The sequence below is a fragment of the Rhizobium sp. C1 genome, from assembly GCF_021026335.1.
Lineage (GTDB): Bacteria > Pseudomonadota > Alphaproteobacteria > Rhizobiales > Rhizobiaceae > Ensifer_A.
This window is the reverse complement of the sequence record NZ_JAJNCY010000001.1, coordinates 575,405-596,807: the sequence shown is the minus strand read 5'-3', so window position 1 is coordinate 596,807 and position 21,403 is coordinate 575,405. Positions and strand designations below refer to the sequence as shown.

General features: G+C 59.8%; 21 protein-coding genes. 13 read left to right on the top strand and 8 right to left on the bottom strand.

The window, feature by feature from the left end:
- Positions 1 to 195 precede the first annotated feature (195 nt).
- From LQK83_RS02985 to LQK83_RS02955, 7 genes are all read left to right on the top strand, one after another.
- Positions 196 to 1,368, top strand: coding sequence for a hypothetical protein (locus LQK83_RS02985; RefSeq protein ID WP_230835791.1), 1,173 nt, complete (start codon positions 196 to 198; stop codon positions 1,366 to 1,368).
- Positions 1,369 to 1,466: 98 nt separating this feature from the next.
- Entirely contained in the window at positions 1,467 to 2,216 is a 750-nt protein-coding gene (locus tag LQK83_RS02980) for a restriction endonuclease (RefSeq protein ID WP_230835790.1), read from the top strand.
- A 194-nt stretch (positions 2,217 to 2,410) separates the two neighbouring features.
- Positions 2,411 to 5,335 carry an excinuclease ABC subunit UvrB gene (gene uvrB / locus LQK83_RS02975; protein WP_330166258.1) on the top strand — a complete coding sequence of 975 codons (2,925 nt, stop codon included), beginning with the start codon at positions 2,411 to 2,413 and terminating at the stop codon, positions 5,333 to 5,335.
- A 109-nt stretch (positions 5,336 to 5,444) separates the two neighbouring features.
- Complete coding sequence (locus LQK83_RS02970) at positions 5,445 to 5,936, top strand: histidine kinase (RefSeq protein WP_230835789.1); 492 nt, start codon at positions 5,445 to 5,447, stop codon at positions 5,934 to 5,936.
- Between the two features lie 149 nt (positions 5,937 to 6,085).
- Positions 6,086 to 6,577 carry a histidine kinase gene (locus LQK83_RS02965; protein WP_230835788.1) on the top strand — a complete coding sequence of 164 codons (492 nt, stop codon included), beginning with the start codon at positions 6,086 to 6,088 and terminating at the stop codon, positions 6,575 to 6,577.
- Between the two features lie 98 nt (positions 6,578 to 6,675).
- Positions 6,676 to 7,263: a nucleoside 2-deoxyribosyltransferase gene (locus LQK83_RS02960; RefSeq protein WP_230835787.1), complete on the top strand. Its 588-nt coding sequence runs from the start codon at positions 6,676 to 6,678 to the stop codon at positions 7,261 to 7,263.
- A gap of 230 nt (positions 7,264 to 7,493) precedes the next feature.
- Positions 7,494 to 7,982 (top strand): histidine kinase, encoded by a 489-nt coding sequence (locus LQK83_RS02955; protein WP_230835786.1) that lies wholly within the window; start codon positions 7,494 to 7,496, stop codon positions 7,980 to 7,982.
- 202 nt (positions 7,983 to 8,184) lie between these two features.
- On the opposite strand, the gene LQK83_RS02950 is transcribed toward LQK83_RS02955, so the two are convergent.
- The 3 genes from LQK83_RS02950 to LQK83_RS02940 form a co-directional block, all read right to left on the bottom strand.
- The gene (locus LQK83_RS02950; protein WP_230835785.1) at positions 8,185 to 9,498 is read right to left on the bottom strand and encodes a L,D-transpeptidase family protein; all 1,314 of its coding nucleotides are present in this window, start codon (positions 9,496 to 9,498) and stop codon (positions 8,185 to 8,187) included.
- A gap of 250 nt (positions 9,499 to 9,748) precedes the next feature.
- Complete coding sequence (ldtR, locus tag LQK83_RS02945) at positions 9,749 to 10,258, bottom strand: transcriptional regulator LdtR (RefSeq protein WP_230835784.1); 510 nt, start codon at positions 10,256 to 10,258, stop codon at positions 9,749 to 9,751.
- 127 nt (positions 10,259 to 10,385) lie between these two features.
- The gene (locus LQK83_RS02940) at positions 10,386 to 10,871 is read right to left on the bottom strand and encodes a DUF6163 family protein (RefSeq protein WP_230835783.1); all 486 of its coding nucleotides are present in this window, start codon (positions 10,869 to 10,871) and stop codon (positions 10,386 to 10,388) included.
- Positions 10,872 to 10,958: 87 nt separating this feature from the next.
- Between LQK83_RS02940 and hemB the strand changes: the two genes are divergently transcribed.
- Together hemB and LQK83_RS02930 are read left to right on the top strand one after the other, a co-directional pair.
- Positions 10,959 to 11,972, top strand: a complete 1,014-nt coding sequence (hemB, locus tag LQK83_RS02935) for a porphobilinogen synthase (protein WP_230835782.1) — start codon at positions 10,959 to 10,961, stop codon at positions 11,970 to 11,972.
- Between the two features lie 89 nt (positions 11,973 to 12,061).
- Complete coding sequence (locus tag LQK83_RS02930) at positions 12,062 to 12,514, top strand: RDD family protein (RefSeq protein ID WP_230835781.1); 453 nt, start codon at positions 12,062 to 12,064, stop codon at positions 12,512 to 12,514.
- A gap of 26 nt (positions 12,515 to 12,540) precedes the next feature.
- Here LQK83_RS02930 and dusA read toward each other — a convergent pair whose 3' ends face one another.
- Together dusA and LQK83_RS02920 are read right to left on the bottom strand one after the other, a co-directional pair.
- A complete protein-coding gene (dusA, locus tag LQK83_RS02925; protein WP_230835780.1) occupies positions 12,541 to 13,551 on the bottom strand; it encodes a tRNA dihydrouridine(20/20a) synthase DusA in 1,011 nt (336 codons plus the stop codon).
- Between the two features lie 3 nt (positions 13,552 to 13,554).
- On the bottom strand, positions 13,555 to 14,235 hold the full coding sequence (locus tag LQK83_RS02920; RefSeq protein ID WP_230835779.1) for a TerC family protein: 681 nt from the start codon (positions 14,233 to 14,235) through the stop codon (positions 13,555 to 13,557).
- 174 nt (positions 14,236 to 14,409) lie between these two features.
- Between LQK83_RS02920 and LQK83_RS02915 the strand changes: the two genes are divergently transcribed.
- Positions 14,410 to 14,946 carry a gamma carbonic anhydrase family protein gene (locus LQK83_RS02915; protein WP_230835778.1) on the top strand — a complete coding sequence of 179 codons (537 nt, stop codon included), beginning with the start codon at positions 14,410 to 14,412 and terminating at the stop codon, positions 14,944 to 14,946.
- Between the two features lie 46 nt (positions 14,947 to 14,992).
- Entirely contained in the window at positions 14,993 to 16,099 is a 1,107-nt protein-coding gene (locus tag LQK83_RS02910) for an alcohol dehydrogenase catalytic domain-containing protein (protein ID WP_330166257.1), read from the top strand.
- A 6-nt stretch (positions 16,100 to 16,105) separates the two neighbouring features.
- On the opposite strand, the gene LQK83_RS02905 is transcribed toward LQK83_RS02910, so the two are convergent.
- Genes LQK83_RS02905 through LQK83_RS02895 form a run of 3 tightly spaced genes read right to left on the bottom strand, consistent with a single transcriptional unit; the run spans position 16,106 to position 18,259 of the window.
- Positions 16,106 to 16,501, bottom strand: coding sequence for a Fur family transcriptional regulator (locus tag LQK83_RS02905; RefSeq protein WP_230835777.1), 396 nt, complete (start codon positions 16,499 to 16,501; stop codon positions 16,106 to 16,108).
- Positions 16,498 to 17,406 carry a metal ABC transporter permease gene (locus LQK83_RS02900; protein WP_230836269.1) on the bottom strand — a complete coding sequence of 303 codons (909 nt, stop codon included), beginning with the start codon at positions 17,404 to 17,406 and terminating at the stop codon, positions 16,498 to 16,500. The genes LQK83_RS02905 and LQK83_RS02900 overlap by 4 nt, the downstream gene beginning before the upstream one ends.
- Positions 17,339 to 18,259, bottom strand: coding sequence for an ATP-binding cassette domain-containing protein (locus LQK83_RS02895; RefSeq protein ID WP_230835776.1), 921 nt, complete (start codon positions 18,257 to 18,259; stop codon positions 17,339 to 17,341). Before LQK83_RS02895 ends, LQK83_RS02900 begins: the two co-directional genes overlap by 68 nt.
- A gap of 90 nt (positions 18,260 to 18,349) precedes the next feature.
- Between LQK83_RS02895 and znuA the strand changes: the two genes are divergently transcribed.
- Both znuA and LQK83_RS02885 read left to right on the top strand, forming a co-directional pair.
- Positions 18,350 to 19,336 (top strand): zinc ABC transporter substrate-binding protein ZnuA, encoded by a 987-nt coding sequence (gene znuA, locus LQK83_RS02890; protein WP_230835775.1) that lies wholly within the window; start codon positions 18,350 to 18,352, stop codon positions 19,334 to 19,336.
- Positions 19,337 to 19,435: 99 nt separating this feature from the next.
- Positions 19,436 to 21,361, top strand: a complete 1,926-nt coding sequence (locus LQK83_RS02885; RefSeq protein WP_230835774.1) for an O-linked N-acetylglucosamine transferase, SPINDLY family protein — start codon at positions 19,436 to 19,438, stop codon at positions 21,359 to 21,361.
- Positions 21,362 to 21,403: the final 42 nt, after the last annotated feature.

The window sequence follows — 21,403 nt, the reverse complement described above, 5'->3', positions numbered from 1 at the left end:
CAAGGGATGTGGGGAGGTTGGCAAGGGTGGAGGCTATTACATCCCGAGCTGTCACTACCAAGAACAGTCTCTGTACGACAGGGAACGAAAAGCCTCCCGATTCAAAATTCTTCTTTAGGTAGCATTCCATGTCTTGACGACCAACCATCTATATCATCAGATCAAAATAAGCCCATTGGTTCTGAGACAATTCAAATGCACACCCCGCTTTCCGTAGACCTGACGCCCATCGAAGTGCCGCTGCAACAGCTTTTTTTGGACCCAAACAACCCGCGTTTTGTGGGAAGTGACTGGATTTTTATACCCGACAATGACGCCGTCACCACTGAGGTTCAGGATGCAACTGCCAGCCGTTTGGTCGAAAACCATGACGTTGACAAGCTTAAGTCAGTTATGGAGCACAACGGATACCTTCCGATTGATCGTGTAGTAGTGCGGCGTCTCAGCCAAGATCAGTACATGGTGCTGGAAGGAAATCGAAGAATTTGTGCCGCCAAGCAGATAAACGGCCACGCAGAAGACGGCAGCAAGCTACCGAATGCTATCATGGAGACACTGAAGATTATTCCGTGCCTCCTTTACGAAGGTGCACAAGATGGCGTGAACGCATCTTGGATTTTCCAAGGTCTTCGACATATTTCTGGAATTTCAGAATGGCCAGCTTTCAACAAGGCAAAACTCCTTGTTGAACAGATGGAGGCTCAGGGCCTTAGCTTCACCCATGTTGGGAAAAGTTTCGGGTTATCTGCATTTGGCGCGGCACAATGGGTCCGAGGGTACTACGCATTCCAGCAAGCAAAGGAAGAAACCGAGTTTGGTCGGTATATTGACGAACGAGTTTATCCGTTTTTCCAGGAATTGTTTGGACGAAGCAGCATTGCTCTCAAGGAATGGTTACAATGGGACGATGATGCAAAGCGCTTCAACGACTCTGCTAACCTGAATGAGTTCATGTCGTGGTTCTATCCAGTCAACAAGGATGAGGAAGAAACAGACGGCATCGACAAGGAGCCGACGAAATCTGAGGTGACAGATGCGTGGCAAAGAAGACGCATTTCCAAGCGAGATGATCTTAGAAATATCTCCTATTTGATCCACAAATCTTCCAAAGACTGGATGGAATTCAGAAGCGGAACAGACTTGGAGAAGTCGTACAATCGAGCGATTCTAGCGGAACTCGAACAAAATCGAGACGACGAAACATCTACAGTTGACCGATTCTTTAGAGCGTTACAAGAAGCGGACAAACAACTTCAAAACACACCCCTTTCCGTACTAACCAATGCGAACCATAGGAAAACACTTAAAGAATTACTGAGCTCGATCTCGAAGACAGAAGAAAAAATAAATCCGTTCCTAGCATCATGAGCTTATCTAGATCCGATATAATAAAAGGAATATTTCGTCTTCAGCCAGCGGTCGGAGAATTTTCTATAGAATCTCTTTCTCTAAGCGCAATAAAACATTTGCAAGGAAAGACATCTATTCGCGACGAGGAGTTCGTAGCAAAATTTCGGAAAGCATTGTTTTCCGATTTGAGAGTCTATGATCTCGAACATATCGGATTCGGCGGGCTACCTACCTTCAGCTACATTGAACGGCCATCTTTGCGGGTAAAGTGGATAATCGACGACGATCAGGATCGCAGGCGTCTTCAGAAACTGAGAAATCGATCCTTTGCGATTGATTGGATAGAATCGCTCGAAAATGACCGCAACTTTGAATTCCTTGGGGGTCTTTTAATGCGGAAATTGGGTGCCAGCCGCGTCCACATTACGCCCCCGGGGAACGAGTTCGGAATAGACTTCCTTGCAATCGTCCCGGCTTTCTCAAAATCGAAGCTCTTCATATCCGGCGGACGTGGCGTTCGTATAGTCGGCCAGTCAAAATACTACAAGAGCGCCGTCGCGCGAGAGAAAATTCAATCTTTCAATGACTGCATGACATCAATCAGGAACAATCGCGAAGAACTGACCCGGATCATCCCAGCCTGGTTTAGAAATTGCTCAGCTCCTCTGATGGGGTGCTTTGTTGCACATAGTGGATATCAGCAAGGTGCTCGTGTAAACGCAGAGCAAAACGGTCACATACTTTTGGATACCCGGGCGGCATCTGAGATATTGATAAGCATCGAGCGAATGGATCATGTTAAAGACAATGCGGATCTATCAAGGCAGCTGTGGCATGAACTACGGGCTATCGAGAAAAATGCATAAACCGTGCTCTCGATCTACATAGGTAGAAACCACTTTCCGATCGTCCAACTTCCTTACATTCATAATGCTAATGACACGAAACATATTCTGTACTGCATAATATTAACACACCACTTCCACTTCCTGTCAGCATCCCCGCCCTTCCTGCCCCTCCGCCCCTTCCCTTTTCCCCTGACTCGCCCCATATTCCGGGCATGGCCAGATCACCGAAAAATTCTCCCCGCTCCTCCGGTTTCGAGGAGGCGCCGCAGGCTCCTTTTGAGGGGGCGCCGCTTGAGGGCGGTATTTCCGACTGGATCAAACAGCTCGAGGCGGAAGCCGAGGCGGATAGCCGGCGTTCCGAGATGCGGGAAATCCGGTCGAAGGCCGGGACGCATCGGGTGACGGTGGAGAACAAGGCGCTGAAGGAGGCTTCCGCGCCTGTGCCGGCAGGCAAGGCTTCACGGCGCGGCCCACCCCCCTCTGTCCCTGCCGGGACATCTCCCCCTCAAGGGGGGAGATCGAACCTGCGCGAGGTTCAAGGCGTTGGTGACAAGCGCACGTCGCGCGGGACCTCCATCGGCGCGTCCTCCGATCCCAAGACCCGCGCCGCAGCCGGTCTCAATCCGGTCGCCGGCATGGAACTGTCGCTGGAAGAGGCCGATGCGTTGGCCTCGACGGGTGGCGTCACGGCGACGGTGGATGCGCTGTCGAAACTGATCGAGAGCGGCAATCCGCTGTTCAAGGACGGCAAGATCTGGACGCCGCATCGTCCCGCCCGGCCGGAAAAGTCCGAAGGCGGCATCGCCATTCGCATGGTCAGCGAATATGAGCCCGCGGGTGACCAGCCGACGGCGATTGCCGATCTGGTCTCGGGCCTCGAATCCGGCGAACGGTCTCAGGTGCTTCTCGGCGTCACCGGCTCGGGCAAGACGTTTACGATGGCCAAGGTCATCGAGCAGACGCAGCGCCCTGCCGTCATTCTCGCGCCCAACAAGACGCTGGCGGCGCAGCTCTATTCGGAGTTCAAGAACTTCTTCCCGCACAATGCGGTCGAGTATTTCGTCTCCTACTACGATTACTACCAGCCGGAAGCCTATGTGCCGCGCTCGGACACCTATATCGAGAAGGAATCGTCGATCAACGAGCAGATCGACCGCATGCGCCACGCCGCGACCCGCGCCATTCTCGAGCGTGACGACTGCATCATCGTCGCTTCCGTCTCCTGCATCTACGGTATCGGTTCGGTCGAAACCTATACGGCCATGACCTTCCAGATGAAGGTCGGCGACCGGCTCGACCAGCGCCAGCTTCTTGCCGACCTCGTGGCCCAGCAGTACAAGCGCCGCGACATGGATTTTACCCGCGGCTCCTTCCGGGTGCGCGGCGACACGATTGAAATCTTCCCCGCCCACCTTGAAGATGCCGCCTGGCGCATCGCCATGTGGGGCGACGAGATCGAGAGCATTTCGGAATTCGATCCGCTGACCGGCCACAAGACCGGCGATCTGGAGAGCGTCAAGATCTACGCCAACTCGCACTATGTGACGCCGCGCCCGACGCTGAACCAGGCGATCAAGTCGATCAAGGAAGAGCTGAAGGGCCGTCTTGTCGAGTTGGAAAAGGCCGGGCGTCTCCTTGAAGCGCAGCGGCTGGAACAGCGCACGAAATACGATCTCGAAATGCTGGAAGCCACCGGCTCCTGCGCCGGGATCGAAAACTATTCGCGCTACCTCACCGGGCGCAACCCCGGCGAGCCGCCGCCGACGCTGTTTGAATATATCCCCGATAACGCCCTGATTTTCATCGACGAAAGCCATGTCACCATCCCGCAGATCGGCGGCATGTATCGCGGCGACTTTCGGCGCAAGGCGACGCTGGCCGAGTATGGCTTCCGCCTGCCCTCCTGCATGGACAACCGGCCGCTGCGCTTCGAGGAATGGGACGCCATGCGCCCGGACACCATCGCCGTGTCGGCGACGCCGGGCAATTGGGAAATGGAGCAGGCCGGCGGCGTCTTCGCCGAACAGGTCATCCGCCCGACAGGCCTCATCGATCCGCCGGTGGAAATCCGCCCGGCCAAGAGCCAGGTGGACGACGTTCTCGGCGAAATCCGCGAGACCGCCGCCAAGGGCTATCGCACGCTGGTCACGGTTCTGACCAAGCGCATGGCCGAGGACCTCACGGAATATCTGCACGAACAGGGCGTCCGCGTCCGCTACATGCATTCCGACATCGACACGCTGGAGCGCATCGAGATCATCCGCGACCTGCGCCTCGGCGCATTCGACGTGCTGGTGGGCATCAACCTGTTGCGCGAAGGTCTCGACATTCCGGAATGCGGCTTCGTGGCGATCCTCGATGCCGACAAGGAAGGCTTCCTGCGCTCTGAAACCTCGCTGGTGCAGACCATCGGCCGCGCAGCACGTAACGTCGACGGCCGCGTCATCCTCTATGCCGACCAGATCACCGGCTCCATGCAGCGCGCCATGGACGAGACCTCGCGCCGCCGCGAAAAGCAGATGGCCTATAACGAAGCCAACGGCATCACGCCGGAATCGGTCAAGGCGCGCATTTCCGATATTCTGGATAGCGTCTACGAACGCGACCACGTCCGCGCCGACATTCAGGTCCGCGGCGTCAAGGGCGGAACCGCCACCGACCTCGTCGGAAACAATCTTCAAGCCCATCTCAACGCGCTGGAAAAGCAGATGCGCGACGCCGCGGCCGATCTCGACTTCGAGACCGCCGCACGTCTCCGCGACGAGATCAAGCGCCTCAAGGCCGCCGAACTTGCCGTCATGGACGATCCGCTGGCGAGGGAAGAGTCACGCAGCCAGGAGAAGGGTGGAAAGTCTGCCGCACCCGCCCTCTTCGCCAAGCCTTCGCTGGACGACATGGGCCCCGGCACGGATACCGCCAAGCCACTGTTCCGCAAGAACTCTCTCGACGAAATGACCGTCGGCCGCACGGAGAAGCCGGTGCGCGGCGCCATCCCCGACAAGCCCGCCCTCGAGAAACACATCGACGACCCGCGCCCGCTGGTGCGCGGCAAGGCGGGCGTCGGGTCCTATGAGGATCCCGTGGACGAAAAGCGCAAGGGGCGTACCAAAGGCAAGACCGGCCGGCCGGGGCGGTGAAGTCGGTCCCACCCAAGTCCATCCGACAACATTTCCGGGATGAATGTCCGCATGCGTGAATTCGCATGTATGGTCTGCGCGCAATTTTTGCCACAAGGACCCACTGCACATGAAGAATTTCGTAATGGCCGCGGCTGCCGCGCTTCTGCTCTCCACCGCCGCGCAGGCCAAGGATTTCAGCATTCCGTCCGAAAAGCCGGTTGCTTCGATCTCCATGCCGGACGGCTGGACGGCCAACGAAACCGACTCGGGCCTGGAAGGCACGTCTGCCGACAGCGCCGTCTATTTTGCCGTTGATATTTCCGATACCGGTGCTCTCGACAAGACGATCCCGGAAGCCGCCAAGTTCCTCGAAGAACAGGGCGTGAAGATCGACGAGAAGACGGAGAAGCAGAAGCAGGACAAGCTGAACGGCAAGGATGCCGTTTTCGTCAGCTGGGCCGGCACGGACAAGGACGGCCCGGCGACCATCGGACTTGCGATCGTCGTTCTCGACGAAAAGAACTCCCTCATCCTCACCTATTGGGGCACGAAGGGCGAAGAAGACAAGCACGGCGCCGAGATCAACTCGATCATCGGCTCGATCAAGGCTGCCAAGTAAAGGCTGACCGACAAGTGCCAGGGATAAAGGGGCGGATGGTGTAGACCTCCGCCCCTTAACCATTGTTTCAAAAGAACAATCTCCGCCCCTACCGCATTTCGGGAATCTCGGCTAGATTCCCGTCGCTTCGTTCCTGAGGGGGTTCACAAATGAAAATGCTGATCATCGCGGCTTCGGCTGCGCTTCTCTTTGCGTCCACGGCCTACGCAAAAGTCTGGGAAATTCCGTCCAACCGCCCGATCGCCACGCTTGACATGCCCGGCTCGTGGAAGACCAACGAGACCGACAATGGTCTGGAAGGCACCTCCGACGACGGGGCGGTCTATTTCTCCGTCGACCTCGCCTCGCCCAAGAAGATGGATGGCATCATTGATGACGCCGCCAAGTTCCTCGACGATCAGGGCATCAAGATCGACACGAACACGCAGAAGTATTCGGAAGACAAGCTGAACGGCAAGGACATCGTCTATATCAGCTGGTCCGGCACCGACAAGGACGGTCCCGCCTCCGTCGGCCTCGCAGTCCTGATCCTCGACGAGAAGACCGTGCTGGTCCTCACCTATTGGGGCACCCAGGGCGAGGAAGACAAGCACATGCCTGAAATCGGCAAAATTCTCAATTCGATCAAGCTGGCGCAGTAAGAACGCGATTGCGCGTTTGCTATCTGCTCATTGCCGAAGACCGTCCCGGACCCTATGAAGGGACATTGTCCCCTCCTTTACCGCTGGACGGTCTTTTCATGTTGAAGCTTTATCTCGCCGGACCCGAGGTCTTTCTCCCCAATGCTCGCGCGGTGCTCGACGCCAAGGCAGCCATGACGCGCGCCTATGGTTTCGAGCCCATCTGCCCCGGCGATCTCGTGATCGAACCCGCACCGACGCGCCACCAGTTCGGCCTCAACATCAGCGCGACGGATGAGGGCTTCATGAACGCCGCAGACGGGGTGATCGCCAACCTCACACCATTCCGGGGCATTGCTGCCGATCCCGGCACGGCCTTCGAACTCGGCTACATGTGCGCCACCGGCAAGCTCGTGGCCGCCTATACCAACATCGCCGAAAACCACTACGCCCGCACGGTTGCCTGGTATGACGGCAAGGTGGAGCTGGCGGAAGATGGCCGCAAGCGCGGCCCGGACGGCCTGTCGCTCGAGGATTTCGACATGATCGAAAACCTTATGCTGCATGGCGGCGTCGAACGGCGCGGCGGACCGGTCGTGATCCACAAGGCGAGCCAGGACGCTCTCTATTCCGACCTCACCGGTTTCGAAGCCTGCCTGCGGATCCTGGCGGAAAAGCACGGCAAGATGGGCGGCCCCCTCCCGTGATGACAAGGATGAGACATCTTGCGCGCGGATATTTTTGGGATCATCCGCTCGCCGGTGTCTTTTGTCGCAGTGCACAGTCTATAGTCGTCTGACCGTAGGCGGAAGCGGCCTGCGGGAGCCGGATATCCGAACCCCGATATCGTCGGCAAGGTGATGACCGCTTCGCTCATTCAGGCCGACCGGGCTGTCGCAATCAGACGAAGCAACCGGGGCGCAAAAGGGGACCCAACATGAAGAAACTTCTCGTCGCGACCGCCCTCCTCCTCCTCTCGACGGCCGCCTATGCCGGCGAAATCCAGATCCCGTCGAACCGCCCGATCATCTCGGCCGATGTTCCGGACGACTGGACGACCAACGAGACAAATACCGGCATCGAAATCAACTCCGCCGACAACTCGGTCTATCTCGCCATCGACATCGCCTCGCCGAAGAAGACCGGCGACATGATCGACGAAGCCGCCAAGTTCCTCGACAGTCAGGGCGTCAAGATCGACGAGAAGACGCAGAAATACACGGAAGACAAGCTGAACGGTAAGGATATCGTCTATATCGAATGGTCCGGCAAGGACAAGGACGGCCCCGCCTCCGTCGGCCTCGCCGCCCTCGTGCTGAACGAGAAAACCGTCGCCGTGCTGACCTATTGGGGCACCCCGGGCCAGGAAGAGAAGAACTCGGCGGCTGTGGGCAAGATCATGGCGTCGATCAAGTCGGCGGAGTGAACGCCGACTTCTCCGCCACACCCGGGCCCGCTGTTAAGCCTTGAGCATCTGCTGACGAAACCAGCCAGGAGACGTTGCGACAGGAAGCAAGCAGACCAGATCGCCGGGACAGAACCGACCATGGCGACCGGGAAATAGCGCAAGTTCAAAAAAGGGCGGCCTCATCGACCGCCCTTTCACATCTCAAATCACACCGCGCCGCTTACTGCGCGTTTACCGAGCCATCGACCGTTTCCTGGTTCAGGCCGGTCTGCAGGGCCAGCTGCTGGGCGCCGTCCATCGAGTAGATGTCGTCGCGGAACTGGACGATACCGTCCTTGGCCGACCAGGCGGTGAAATACTTGAAATAGACCGGCACTTCCTGCGCCAGCTTGATCGGCGTGTTGACGCGCGTCTGGATGACCTGCTCGATATGCTGGCGGTCCCACGGCGGCGTGTCGCGCAGCAGCCAGGTGGCGAGGTCGCGGACGTTCTGGACGCGGACGCAGCCCGAGGATTCGAAACGGACAAGCTTATTGAACAGGCCCTGCTGGGGCGTGTCGTGCATGTACTCGTCGTTCGGGTTGTGGAAGTTGATCTTGGTGGACGCCATGGCGTTGATCTTGCCGGGGTCCTGACGGAAGGTCAGGTTCGGTGCCTTCGCGGCAAACCAGTCGATCGTCTTCGGATCGACTTCCTGACCCTTGCCGTCGAGCAGGCGGATATTGTTGCGCGTCAGATAGGTCGGATCCTTCTGCATCAGCGGCATGATGTCCTTCTGGACGATCGAGCGCGGCGCGGTCCAATACGGGTTGAGGATGACCTCATAGATCTTGGAGTCGATGATGTGCGTCGGGCGCGACGGACGGCCGACGACGGCGGTATGGCGCTGCACGACGCGGCCGTTTTCAACAGCTTCGATGTAGGCGGCCGGAATATTGACCATAACGTAACGCTGACCCAGGTCTGCCTTGACCTCCTGAAGACGCTTGAAGTTCGTCTGCAGCTGCATCAGGCGGATATCGGCCGGAATGTTCATGGCCTTGAGCGTAAAATCGCCCAGAACACCATCCTGCGGCAGACCATGGCGGGCCTGGAAGCGCTTCACGGCGGCGGTCACGTAGGAATCATAGGCGTTCGAAATGCCGGCCGCCTGCGGCAGGTCGCCGGAAATCATCAGGCGCTTGCGCAGAACCTGAACGGCAGGATCGGCCACGCCGAGCTGCAGCTTCTGGGTTGGATTGACCTGAGGCCAGCCGCCCTGCGTCACAATCTCCTGATACTTGTTGATCGCCTGCTGGATATTCGGGATCGCTTCCGGCCCGAAGATCGGATTGGTCGTGGCCACAGCCGAGGCGGAGCTGATCGCCTTGGAGTCAAACTGGTCGTCCCAGTCCCCACGGCGCGGCGCATCGATCACGCTCTGAAGGTCCATATCATCCGCAAAGGCGCTACCGGCAACGGCGACCAGCCCGCCTGCCGCTGCGCTGCGGAGGAAAGCGCGGCGGGAGAGATCAAGTATTTTCTTGTCCGACATTCTCAAACCAATCCATCGAAATCGCTGTACGATCGGGCCGGGGGCGCCCGTTCGGGCATAATGCTCTTCCTGTACGCAACAAGCCGAACGCATGACCTTTGGTACCCCGGGTGACATAGCAATATGGCCGATTCGTGTCCCGGCGTCGCAGATTCCTTGCAATGCGCAAGAACATAATCGCAGCGCGAAAGACGAAAGGCCGGACGAAACCGCCCGGCCCTTTCGAGAGATCACGATAATACCGCGTCTTTTACAGACGGTAGAGGATGCTATCGTTCCAGAAGCGATCGAGGCGCTGCAGCAGCTTGTTCATCTGCGTGAACTCGTCCTCGCCGATGCCGCCGACCTTCTGGATCGAGCCGATATGGCGTTCATAGAGCCGTGCAACCGTCTCGGCGATGTCCTGACCGTCCTTGGTCAGACTGATGCGGACGGCGCGACGGTCGACCCGCGAACGGCTGTGGTTGATGAGGCCGAGATCGACCAGCTTCTTGACGTTGTAGGACACGTTCGAGCCGAGGTAGTAGCCCCGCGAGCGAAGCTCGCCGGCGGTCAGCTCGGAATTGCCGATGTTGAAAAGAAGGAGTGCCTGGACGGCGTTGACATCCGAACGACCCTGGCGGTCGAACTCGTCCTTGATGACATCCAGCAGGCGGCGGTGCAGCCGTTCTACCAGGTGCAGCGACTCCATATAGAGATCGCGGATCGGGTCTTCATGCGTTTCGACTTTGGCGACGGCCTGCTTCTGGTTCTTGATCATGACTGCCTCTCTGTTTTTGTGGCGGTTCTTTTGTTTTCTTCCGCCTATGACCAGAGACTATCGAATGCATCTAAAATTCTACTTAAAACGCAGGATTAACAGGGCGTTACTATTCGAGGAGCATGAGTTACAGTGAATCAGTCCTTACCCGGCTGCGGCCGCGCCGCTCCAGATAGAGTCCGATTCGGAAAGCCAGATAGAGGCAAGCCACGCTGACATCCATGACGATCAGCATGTCGTCAGCGCCAAAGATACGGGACCAGAGCGTATGCGCCAGCACCTCGCCGATCGCCACCGCCGCCCAGATCGCAGCCCCCCAGGCGGAGCCCATCCAAAGGCCGAGCGAAATGATGGGATAGGAGACCGCCAGGATCGTCGCCATCGTCCGCCACGGCACCGTCATCACGTCGAAACGAATGTGGCTGCCGCTGGAAACACCCAGTACGAGGTCCCAGTAGCGCAGTCCGAAATAGAAGCAGGCCACCGCCGTCATGCGCATGAAGACGGTAAAAAGCGTCTCGATCAGGGTGCGCCGGACGGCCGGTCTTGAATCTCCACTCATTCTCAGACGATAAGCGAGCCGGCGTCCGACCGCCAGCCCGACCCGTGTCATTTCGGCGCGCCATCAACGGTTCATTCGCCGTTCCGTTTCGGGACCACGCGTGATAACAGAAGCCATTCTTCCAAAGGACGTCCCATCATGACCGACAAGACCCACGCCGTAGACCTGATCACCGGCCATCGCCGCATGCGCCGCAACAGGAAGGCCGACTGGACGCGCCGTCTGGTGCGCGAGACTTCGCTGACGGTGGACGATCTGATCTGGCCGGTCTTCGTTGTCCCGGGAACCAACATCGCCGATCCGATCGCCGCCATGCCGGGCGTCAACCGCATGAGCGTCGACAGGCTGGTGGAAGCGGCCCGGGAGGCCGCAGCCCTCGGCATCCCGGCGATCGCCACCTTCCCCAACATCGAGATGGAAAAGCGCGACATCACCGGCTCGAACATTCTGGAGCGTGAGAACCTTATCAATCAGGCAACCGCGGCCGTGAAGAAGGCCGTGCCGGAAATCGGCGTCATCACCGACGTCGCGCTCGATCCCTTCACCAGCCATGGCCATGACGGGATCCTGCGCGATGGCATCATCGTCAATGACGAGACGGTGGAACTTGTGGCCCGCGCCGCCGTCATCCAGGCGGATGCCGGCTCCGACATCATCGCTCCTTCGGAAATGATGGACGGTCGCATCGGCGCCATCCGCTCGGCACTGGACGCTGCGGGACACCAGAATGTCGGCATCATGTCCTATGCAACGAAGTTTTCTTCCGGACATTACGGCCCCTATCGCGAGGCGATCTCGACCGGCGGGCTCCTGAAGGGCGACAAGAACTCCTATTACATCGATCCCGCCAACGGCACGGAAGCTATCCGCGACGCGGCGCTCGACGTCGAGGAAGGGGCCGACATGCTGATGGTCAAGCCCGGCCTGCCCTATCTCGACATCATCTGGCGCATGAAGCAGGAATTCGGCCTGCCCGTCTTCGCCTATCAGGTGTCAGGCGAATATTCGATGGTCAAGGCCGCCGCTGCCAACGGCTGGATCGACGGTCAGCGCGTGATGATGGAGCAGCTTCTCTGTTTCAAGCGCGCCGGTTGCGACGGTATCCTCACCTATTTTGCGCCCGAAGTGGCCAAAATCCTCAGCAAGGGCTGAGCGCAGCCTCGTCCGCGTTGAAGATCGACCAATACTGCACCATATAAAGGTGGAGCCGGCACTTCGATCGGCATTGGAGACGAACGACGATGAGCATGACCCGTGAAGACAACTATCCGCTCGACTGGCGCGCCTATCAGGGTGTGTTGTCGCGCCGCATTTTCGGTTTCTGCATCGACTATATCATCGTGGCGCTGCTGATGTTGCCGGCGATCGTGGTGGTGTTTTTCTTCGGCCTGATCACGTTCGGCCTCGGCTTCTACCTCTATCCGGTGCTGTTCTTCGTCGTGGCAGGTCTTTACTTCGGCCTTTCGATCAGCGGCCCGGCACAGGCAACGCCCGGCATGCGTGCAATGGGTCTGAGAATGCGCCGGCTGGACAACCAGCCAATCGACTTCATGGTCGCGCTGGTCCACCTGGCCCTGTTCTGGATCATGAATGCCGTTCTGACGCCGCTCATTCTTCTGGCCGGCCTCTTCACCAATCACGGTCGCCTGGTCCACGACCTGCTGCTCGGCACGGAAATGATCCGCGCCGACTGACCAGCGAACATCACTAAAATGAGATCTCAGCCGGCGAGCGCCGCCGGCTGCATGGCCTCGAAGGCGCGGGCCAGAACCTCGACGCCCGCGCCGGGTTTCGGCGCATCGGTCGACAGCACTTGCCGATAGCGCCGTGCGCCAGGCATACCCTGAAACAGTCCGAGCATGTGCCGCGTGACGGTCGAAAGCTTGCCACCCGAGGCCACGAACCGCGCGCAATAGGCGGTCATAGCCTCCAGAAGCTCCTCCCGCGACAGCGGCTCGTGCTCCTCCCCGAAAAGCACCGCATCCACATCTCCAAGGATCGACGTGTTGTGATAGGCGGCCCGGCCGATCATCACGCCGTCGACATGCGCCAGATGCGCCCTCGCCTCATCGAGTGTCAGAATGCCGCCATTGATGCCGATAAAGACATCGGGAAAGCGCTGCTTCAGGCGATAGACGATGTCGTAGTCCAGCGGCGGAATATCGCGGTTTTCCTTGGGGCTGAGGCCCTGCAGCCAAGCCTTGCGGGCGTGAACCCACACCGCGTCTGCCCCTGCCTCCAATACCGGGACCACGAGACCGGGAAGCGCTTCTTCCGGATCCTGCTCGTCCACACCGATCCGGCACTTGACCGTCACCGGGACGTTTGAAACCATTTTCATCGCCGCCACAGCCCGAGCGACGACATCCGGCGTCTGCATGAGACAGGCCCCGAACGTGCCGGACTGGACACGATCAGACGGGCAGCCAACATTGAGGTTGATCTCGTCATAGCCGAAATCGCTGGCAATTCGCACCGCCTCCGTCAGCTTGCCCGGATCGGACCCGCCGAGTTGCAGTGCGACCGGATGCTCTGACGGATCGAAGCCCAGCAGCCTTTCGCGGTCGCCATGGATGATCGCATCGGCCACCACCATTTCGGTGTAAAGCAGCGCGCGCTTCGAAAGCAGCCGCGCCAGATAGCGATAGTGACGGTCGGTCCAGTCCAGCATGGGTGCAATGGAGAAGATCTTCTCACCCGATGCCACGGCTTCAGCGTAGAAATTTCCCATGCCTCACCCCTTCAGGAACGGAACGTAAGGCAGGCCCCCATGGGTCAGATCGTCGGTCCCGTCGAAGATCATGTTGATCGCGACATAGACGATGACAAGGAGACCGAGCCAGGCGATCCAGCGGTGCTTGTGGAGAAGTTTGGCAATGACGGACGAGGCGACGCCCATCAGCACGACAGAAAGCGAAAGCCCAAAGACCATGGCGCCGAGGTGATCATGCGCAGCCCCCGCAACGGCCAGAACGTTGTCGAGCGACATGGAGACATCGGCAATGATGATCTGCGTGACGGCCTGCCGCAGCGTCTTGCGCGGCGCGGCGTCCAGCACGGGATCAGCACCATCCGGCACACCATCGGTCGCTGCATCCAGCGCCGCGTCGCCATGCGCGCGCTCGGTTGCGCTGGTGCGCAATTCCTGCCACATCTTCCAGCAGACCCACAGAAGCAGGATGCCGCCGGCCAGCAGCAGTCCGGTCAATTGGAGAAGCTGCGTGGCCACGATCGCAAACAGGATGCGCAGTACCGTGGCCGCCAGAATGCCGATCAGGATGGCCTTGCTGCGCAGGCTCTTGTCGAGACCGGCCGCCGCCATGCCAATGACGATGGCATTGTCGCCCGCCAGCACCAGATCGATCATCGCCACCTGAAAAAGGGCGTAGATAGCGGACATTTCAAGGCCGAACATCCCGATCACATCTCCTGTTCTGATTTTTGCAAAGGGGCTTGTCGAGCATAGTCATCAATATTGCTGTGACCTGCCGGGAACGCGGGCCCGTGTCAACCGGATATGGGTCCTAGCCTCTTGAATAACCAGCCTTTCCATCCAATAAATGGCTTCATAGTGCAACGGGAGGACGAAATGCCGCTTTACGAACTGGATGGAATTGCCCCGAAGACGCCCGAAAACGGCGAATACTGGGTCGCGCCGGGTGCCCATGTCATCGGCAAGGTGGAACTCGCCGAGGATGTCGGCATCTGGTTCGGCGCGACGCTGCGCGGCGATAACGAGATCATCGCTATCGGCAAGGGCTCAAACATCCAGGAAAACACCGTGATCCACACCGATCCCGGCTTCCCAGTCCATATTGGACAGAACTGCACCATCGGCCACAGCGCCGTCATCCATGGCTGCACCATAGGCGACAACTCGCTGATCGGCATGGGCGCAACCGTGCTCAACGGCGCAAAGATCGGCAACAACTGCCTCGTCGGCGCCAATGCACTCGTCACCGAAGGCAAGCAGTTCCCGGACAATTCTCTCATCGTCGGCGCCCCGGCCCGCGCCATTCGTACGCTCGAAGCAGACGACGCGGCACGGCTCGGCCTGTCCGCGCAGAATTATGTCCGCAACTGGAAACGCTTCAGCAAAGGCCTGAAGCAGATCCCTGTGACCTGAAAGGCCCCGCAAAGGCGAGGCGTTGACCGGGGCGTCCAATTGGTTCATGGCTGAACAAAATGAAACGCTGCCGATCCACGCCTTGTCCGGCGGCAGTCGCAGGGAGACGACAGCGATGACCATTGCGAAGACCATGCACGCCCTGCTCCAGAAACACGACGGCTATTCCGGCACGCAGACGGGCATCCTCTTCGACACGATGGAACCCTTCATCGAGAATGGCGAGATCGCGGTGCCGGAACCGCAGGACGGACAGGTTTTGATCAGGACCCGGCTCGCCAATATCAACCCCTCCGATCTCCATTTCATCAAGGGAGAATACGGCCAGCCACGCCGCAAGGGATTTCCCGCCGGCTTCGAAGGCGTCGGCGATGTGGTCTCCGGTAAGGGCAGCTATGCCGAAAAGCTCGTCGGCAAGCGCGTCGCCTTCTCCGTCTCCATGGACGGTTCGGGAAGCTGGGCCGATTATGCCCTGACCGCCGCCCACAATTGCATCCCGGTGCGGTCCGACATGCAGGATGTGGACGCCGCCGGGCACATCGTCAATCCGCTGACCGCCTATGCGATGTTCCAGATCGTCCGCCAGGCCGAAAGCAAGAGCTTCATCCAGACGGCCGGCGCCAGCCAGGTCTCCAAGCTGGTCACATCACTGGCGAGAGACGAAGGCTATCGCGCCATCGTCTTCGTCCGCCGCCGCGAGATGATAGAGCCGCTGAAGGCGCTCGGCGCCGCCCATGTTCTCGTCGAAACCGATCCGGACGTGCTCGACCAGTTCCGCGCCATTGCCCGGCAGGAAAAGCCGCGCGTCATGCTGGACGCGGTCGCCAATCAGCTCTCCGCCGACATCTTCTTCGCCATGCCGAACCGCGCCAACTGGGTGATCTACGGCAAGCTCGATTCCAGCGCGATCAGCGCCCGCGAACTCGGCCAGTTCATCTTCATGAGCAAATCGATCACCGGTTTCTGGCTGACCGAATGGTTCCGCGACACACCACCCGAAGAACAGATCCGCGTCATCGGCGAAGTCCAGCAGCGCTTCGTCGACCGCCGCTGGACGACGGACGTCGCCGAAATCATTCCGCTGAAAAACGCGATCGAGAAACTGCCGGCGGCGCTGGCGGCGCGGAACGGGAAAATCCTGCTCTCACCCTGATCGAGGTCAGGCGCAGTTCGCACATTTCCCGCGAATTTCCACCACTGTCTTTTCCGGCTTGAAGCCCTTCGCTCCAAGGAAATGCTCGAGGTCGTGTTCGAACCCGTGATGATGGAATTCGAAGACATTGCCGCACTCGTTGCAGATGGCGAAAGCCGTGAGCCCATGGCTACCGCATTTTTCTTCCGGATGCGCGCAAGCCACAAAGGCGTTGAGGCTTTCAAGCTTGTGCACGAGCCCATCGGCGACCAGCTTGTCGAGCGCGCGATAGACCTGCAACGGCGCGCGGAACCCCTCCTCCCGCAGATTATCAAGGATCTGATAGGCGCTCATCGGCCCGCCGGCATTCGTCAGCCTGTCAAAGACGAGGGCTTGGTTCTTGGTGAGACCCGCAACGCTCATGATATGCCTCCACGCCGGCTGTCCGCCCGCTGTCCCGGGCCCGGCTGATCGATGGTCTTCCTCTGCCCGAACGGCAGAAGGCTGACAAGAAAGATGACAAGCGCCGCCACCACGATGGACGGTCCCGATGGCGTGTCGAAACGCAGCGAGCCGAACAGCCCGCCCGCAACCGCGACCATCCCGAGGCCCGAGGCCATCACGGCCATGATCTCGGGCGAACCCGCAAAACGCCGCGCAGCAGCTGCCGGAATGATCAACATGGCCGTGACCAGCAGGATGCCGACAACCTTGATGGCAATCGCAATGACAAGTGCCAGAAGGAGCATGAAGAAGAGCCTCGTGCGTTCCGGCTCCATACCTTCGGCTTCAGCAAGCTCCGGATTAACGGTGGCGGCAATCAGCGGCCGCCAGATTTTCGCCAGCGCCAGAAGAACGAGAACGCCGCCGCCCCAGATCATCAAGATGTCCGTCTGGCCGACCGCAAGGATATCACCGAAGAGATAGGTCATCAGGTCGAAGCGGACCCAGGTAAGAAAGGCCGCCAGCACGAGACCGATGGCAAGCGTCGAATGCGACAGAATGCCGAGCAGCGCATCCGTCGAAAGCGCGCCGCGCCGCTGCAGCGCCAGAAGCGCCAGCGAAACGAGCGTCGCGACGCCAAAGACGGCCACGGTCAGATTGACATGCAGGAGAAGCGAAAGGGCGACCCCAAGCAGCGCCGAATGCGCCATCGTGTCACCGAAATAGGCCATGCGCCGCCAGATCACGAAACAGCCGAGCGGTCCTGCGACCAGCGCCAGCCCGAGACCGGCCAGAAGCGCGCGGATGAAGAAGTCATCAAGCATGGCGATGCCCGCCCTTCGGCGCCTGGTCGTGGTGCGCGTGATCACGATCATGATGCGCATGGTCATGGCCTGCATGATCGTGGCCCGCATGCGCATGGTCCGCGTGATCGTGATGATGCCCGTCGTCCGGATGGCAATGGTCTGTCACCGTTCCGTCCGCATGCCGCACCCGCCCATCCGGCAGATGCTCGTGGTCGTGATGATGATCGTAGAAGGCAATCGCCGCCGAGCCGCGTGCGCCAAACAGATTGCGATAGGCATTGCTCTCACTCACCGCCTTCGGTGTGCCGCGACAGCAGACATGGCCGTTGAGGCAAATGACCGTATCGGCCTCCGCCATGACGATATGCAGATCATGCGAAATCAGGAGAATGCCGCAGCCGATCTGGCGGCGAATACGCCCAATGAGTTCATAAAGCAGCGCCTCGCCAGCATAATCGACGCCCTGGACGGGCTCGTCAAGCACCAGAAGGTCCGGCTTGCGGGCAATGGCGCGGGCGAGAAGCGCGCGCTGAAACTCGCCGCCGGAGAGATGGTGAACCTCGGCCTTCTTCATATGCGCGATGCCTGTGGCCGCAAGCGCCGCGTCGATCTCCTGTGCCGGCAGAGCGCCCGTCAGGGTCATCAGACGTTCCACGGTGAGCGGCATGGTCCAGTCGATGGCGAGCTTCTGCGGCACATAGCCGACCTTGAGCCCGCCACGGCGGATCACCTCGCCCTCGGAGGGCTTCAGCACGCCTGTTGCCATCTTCGCCGTGGTGGACTTGCCCGAACCGTTCGGACCGATCAGCGTCACGATCTCGCCGGGCAAAACCGAAAAGTCGACGCCACGCACGAGCCAGCGTCCGCCGCGCGAGATCCCTGCCCCGCGAAGCGTTACCAGCGGCTCTGCGCCATTGCCCTTATGCAACATCAGTTCCGTCATCCCGCCCTTGTCAGGCCTTATCGCACACGTTATATCGTGACACAAGTTTGTAACAGTATAACATATCTGAGGTTATCCATGCCCATTTGCAAGACTGTGTCTGGTCTGGCCGTCCTTTTCCTCGCCGGCTCGACCAGCTTTGCCGCGCTTCCGGCCGAGGCGGACGACCTGCATGTCGTCGCCTCGATCAAGCCGATCCACTCGCTGGTCGCGGCCGTCATGCAGGGCGTCGGCGAACCCGCCCTCATCGTCAAGGGTGCAGCCTCGCCGCATACCTACACGATGAAGCCCTCGGACGCCGCAGCACTTTCGCAGGCCAATGTCGTCTTCTGGACCGGCCACGACATGGAAAAATTCATGGACAAGCCGCTGGCCTCGCTCTCCGGCAAGGCGACGACCGTCGCTCTTCTGGAAACCCCGGCAGTCGTGACGCTGAAACCCCGTGAAGGCGGCACGTTCGAGCCGCATGACCACGGCGGCGAGGCGCAGGCGGATCACGATCACGCTCATGAAGTGGCCGATCATCACGATCACGAGGAAGAAGAAACCGATCCGCATTTCTGGCTGGACCCGGAAAATGCCCGTGCGGCCGTCAAGGTCATTGCCGCAACCCTTTCCGCGGCGGACCCGAGCAATACAACCGCCTATTCCGAAAACGCGGCCCGCACCGATGCGGCGCTCGCCGCGCTCGAAACCAGAATCACTGACCAGCTTGCCCCCTACAAGGACAAGCATTTCGTGGTCTTCCACGATGCCTACCAGTATTTCGAGAAGCGATTTGGCCTGAATGCCACCGGCTCGGTCACGGTGAGCCCCGATGTGCAGCCGGGAGCGGCCCGTGTTGCCGAGATCCAGAAGAAGATCCGGACGCTCGGCGCAGTCTGCATTTTCTCCGAACCGCAATTCGAGCCGAAGCTGATGGACACGATCGCCTCGGGAACGAAAACTTTCCGGGGAGAACTCGATCCGGAAGGCGCCACTCTTGAGGAAGGCGTCGATCTTTACCCGCGTCTCTTGCAGTCTCTGGCTGACAATTTGCAAGAATGCCTCAGCAAGGAAGCCTGAACGGTTGGCAACCGGGCCTTGGGGGTGTCGCGCCCCTTGCCGGCTCCATTTTAGTCTTGCAAGAATTGCCGAACGATTCGCAGACCGGAGTCCGCAATTTTGACTGAGCCCACACTGCAGGCGGCCGTCGCCGCCTTCGAGGCCGGCGACCTCGACAGGACCTTCATCATCATCAATGAATTGATGACGAGCGGCGGTGCTAACGACGTGAATGTCTTGTCGCTTCTGGCCCGTACGTTTCATAAAGCCGGTATGCTGGTCGAAGCCGCCGAAGTGCTGGAGCGTGCCGCGCAACGCGAGACACCCCATGCCTCGGCCTTCCTTCTCAATGCCATGCAGCTTTACGAAGAGGCGGGGCAGCACGAGAAGGCCTTCCTTCTGTCCCTGCAGCTCAACAAGGTGATCCCGGACCATCAGGATGTCGTCTACATCCTGATCAAGGGTTTCCTGGAGCGCGGCGAGAAAGAGCTCGTCGAAGCGCACAAGCGCCGGCTGATCAACTCGACCAATCCGGAACATCTGGCGCTGGCCTCGCGTCTCGTCGGCAGCGCCGAGCTGACGGAAGATCACCTGACGCTCTACAAGAAGCTCTATGCGATTGCGCCGGATCAGGGACCGATCCTGTTCTCCCTGATGGAACTGGCGGCCGTATTCCACGACTTCGACACGCTCAACGCGCTCGAAACGCGGCTGAAGAACGATTTCGCTGCCGGGAATACCGCGATCTTCAAGGGCGACATTCCGCGCCACAGCCTGATCTGGAGCGAGAACGAGACCATCAACCGCCTCGCGGAAAATGCCAGCGACATGCCCGACAAGCCGGACGGGCTCGACATGATCCGGCGGGTCCAGGCGCATGACTGGAGCGCGCGCATCAAGGTCGGATACGTATCTGACGAGTTTACCGACCAGCATCCGTCCATGCATCTCATTCGCGGCGTCCTCAACGCCCATGACCCGGACAAGTTCGAAATCTACCTGATCGACGCCACGCCGCCGGAGAAGCTCGGTTTCAACAACCGTGCCCGCTACGGAACGATCATTTCCATCCACGACCTCGACGACACCGCCGCCGCGCGCGCGATCACCAGTGCCGGCATCGACATTCTGGTCGACCTGAAGGGCTATACCGGCGGCGCAAGGCCGGGATTGTTCAATCAGCTGGCAGCCCCCGTCCAGATCTCCTGGCTCGGCTTCCCCGGTACGCTGGTCAATCTCGATCTCGACTATGTGATCGGCGATCCGGTCGTATTGCCGGAAAGCTCGAAGCCCCATTACGGCGAGAAATTCTGCCGCTTGCCGGAAAGCTTCATGCCGAACGACCCGGTCCGCCGCCCGCTGCCCGAGCCGCGCACACGACGTGACCTCGCTCTGCCGGAAAGCAAGTTCGTCTTCTCCGCGTTTGCACCGCCGGACAAGATTTCGCCGGAAGCCTTCGGTCTCTGGATCGCGATCATGAAGAAAGTGCCCGACAGCGTGCTCTGGCTTGCGGAGACCTCGGTCCTGGCGCGCCAGAACCTGACCCGCTTCGCTCTACTGCAGGGCGTCATGCCGAACCGGCTCGTCTTCGCACCCAACGTCTTCTACGAAGACCACCTTGCCCGCATCCAGGCGGCAGATCTCGCGCTCGACACCTTCCCCTATAACGGGGCGCTGGAAAGCTCGGATCTTCTATGGACAGGCGTGCCGGTCGTCACCCGCAAGGGCAGCCATTTCGCCTCGCGCATCACCGAAAGCCTGCTCAACGCTGTCGGCGCGCCCGAACTCGTCGCCGCCGACAATGCCGGCTATATCGAGCTTGCGGTGTCACTCGCAACCGACCGTCACCGGCTGGGGACGATCCGCGAGAAGCTTGCCACCAATCGCTTCCGCGCTCCGCTGTTCGACGCTGAACGCTTTTGCCGCCATCTTGAGGCGGGCTATGAGGCGATGGTCGAGCGGGCGAAATCGGGTCTGGACCCGGAGCATATCGACGTGCCGGCGCTCCCTGCGCGGGACGGTAGCTTCATGCCGGCGACGCCGTAAGGGCTCTCCCAAAATCCGTCATCCCAGACTTGATCCGGGACC

What these genes read in the sequence shown, in the direction of transcription:
- hemB (WP_230835782.1), top strand. Translation starts at nt 10,959, where the DNA reads ATGACCGACAAGACCCACGCCGTAGACCTGATCACCGGCCATCGCCGC.
- LQK83_RS02965 (WP_230835788.1), top strand. Translation starts at nt 6,086, where the DNA reads ATGAAAATGCTGATCATCGCGGCTTCGGCTGCGCTTCTCTTTGCGTCC.
- LQK83_RS02955 (WP_230835786.1), top strand. Translation starts at nt 7,494, where the DNA reads ATGAAGAAACTTCTCGTCGCGACCGCCCTCCTCCTCCTCTCGACGGCC.
- LQK83_RS02915 (WP_230835778.1), top strand. Translation starts at nt 14,410, where the DNA reads ATGCCGCTTTACGAACTGGATGGAATTGCCCCGAAGACGCCCGAAAAC.
- uvrB (WP_330166258.1), top strand. Translation starts at nt 2,411, where the DNA reads ATGGCCAGATCACCGAAAAATTCTCCCCGCTCCTCCGGTTTCGAGGAG.
- LQK83_RS02900 (WP_230836269.1), bottom strand. Translation starts at nt 17,406, where the DNA reads ATGCGCATCATGATCGTGATCACGCGCACCACGACCAGGCGCCGAAGG.
- LQK83_RS02970 (WP_230835789.1), top strand. Translation starts at nt 5,445, where the DNA reads ATGAAGAATTTCGTAATGGCCGCGGCTGCCGCGCTTCTGCTCTCCACC.
- LQK83_RS02920 (WP_230835779.1), bottom strand. Translation starts at nt 14,235, where the DNA reads ATGTTCGGCCTTGAAATGTCCGCTATCTACGCCCTTTTTCAGGTGGCG.
- dusA (WP_230835780.1), bottom strand. Translation starts at nt 13,551, where the DNA reads ATGGGAAATTTCTACGCTGAAGCCGTGGCATCGGGTGAGAAGATCTTC.
- LQK83_RS02905 (WP_230835777.1), bottom strand. Translation starts at nt 16,501, where the DNA reads ATGAGCGTTGCGGGTCTCACCAAGAACCAAGCCCTCGTCTTTGACAGG.
- LQK83_RS02985 (WP_230835791.1), top strand. Translation starts at nt 196, where the DNA reads ATGCACACCCCGCTTTCCGTAGACCTGACGCCCATCGAAGTGCCGCTG.
- LQK83_RS02940 (WP_230835783.1), bottom strand. Translation starts at nt 10,871, where the DNA reads ATGACACGGGTCGGGCTGGCGGTCGGACGCCGGCTCGCTTATCGTCTG.
- znuA (WP_230835775.1), top strand. Translation starts at nt 18,350, where the DNA reads ATGCCCATTTGCAAGACTGTGTCTGGTCTGGCCGTCCTTTTCCTCGCC.
- LQK83_RS02910 (WP_330166257.1), top strand. Translation starts at nt 14,993, where the DNA reads ATGGCTGAACAAAATGAAACGCTGCCGATCCACGCCTTGTCCGGCGGC.
- LQK83_RS02930 (WP_230835781.1), top strand. Translation starts at nt 12,062, where the DNA reads ATGAGCATGACCCGTGAAGACAACTATCCGCTCGACTGGCGCGCCTAT.
- LQK83_RS02895 (WP_230835776.1), bottom strand. Translation starts at nt 18,259, where the DNA reads ATGTTGCATAAGGGCAATGGCGCAGAGCCGCTGGTAACGCTTCGCGGG.
- ldtR (WP_230835784.1), bottom strand. Translation starts at nt 10,258, where the DNA reads ATGATCAAGAACCAGAAGCAGGCCGTCGCCAAAGTCGAAACGCATGAA.
- LQK83_RS02960 (WP_230835787.1), top strand. Translation starts at nt 6,676, where the DNA reads ATGTTGAAGCTTTATCTCGCCGGACCCGAGGTCTTTCTCCCCAATGCT.
- LQK83_RS02950 (WP_230835785.1), bottom strand. Translation starts at nt 9,498, where the DNA reads ATGTCGGACAAGAAAATACTTGATCTCTCCCGCCGCGCTTTCCTCCGC.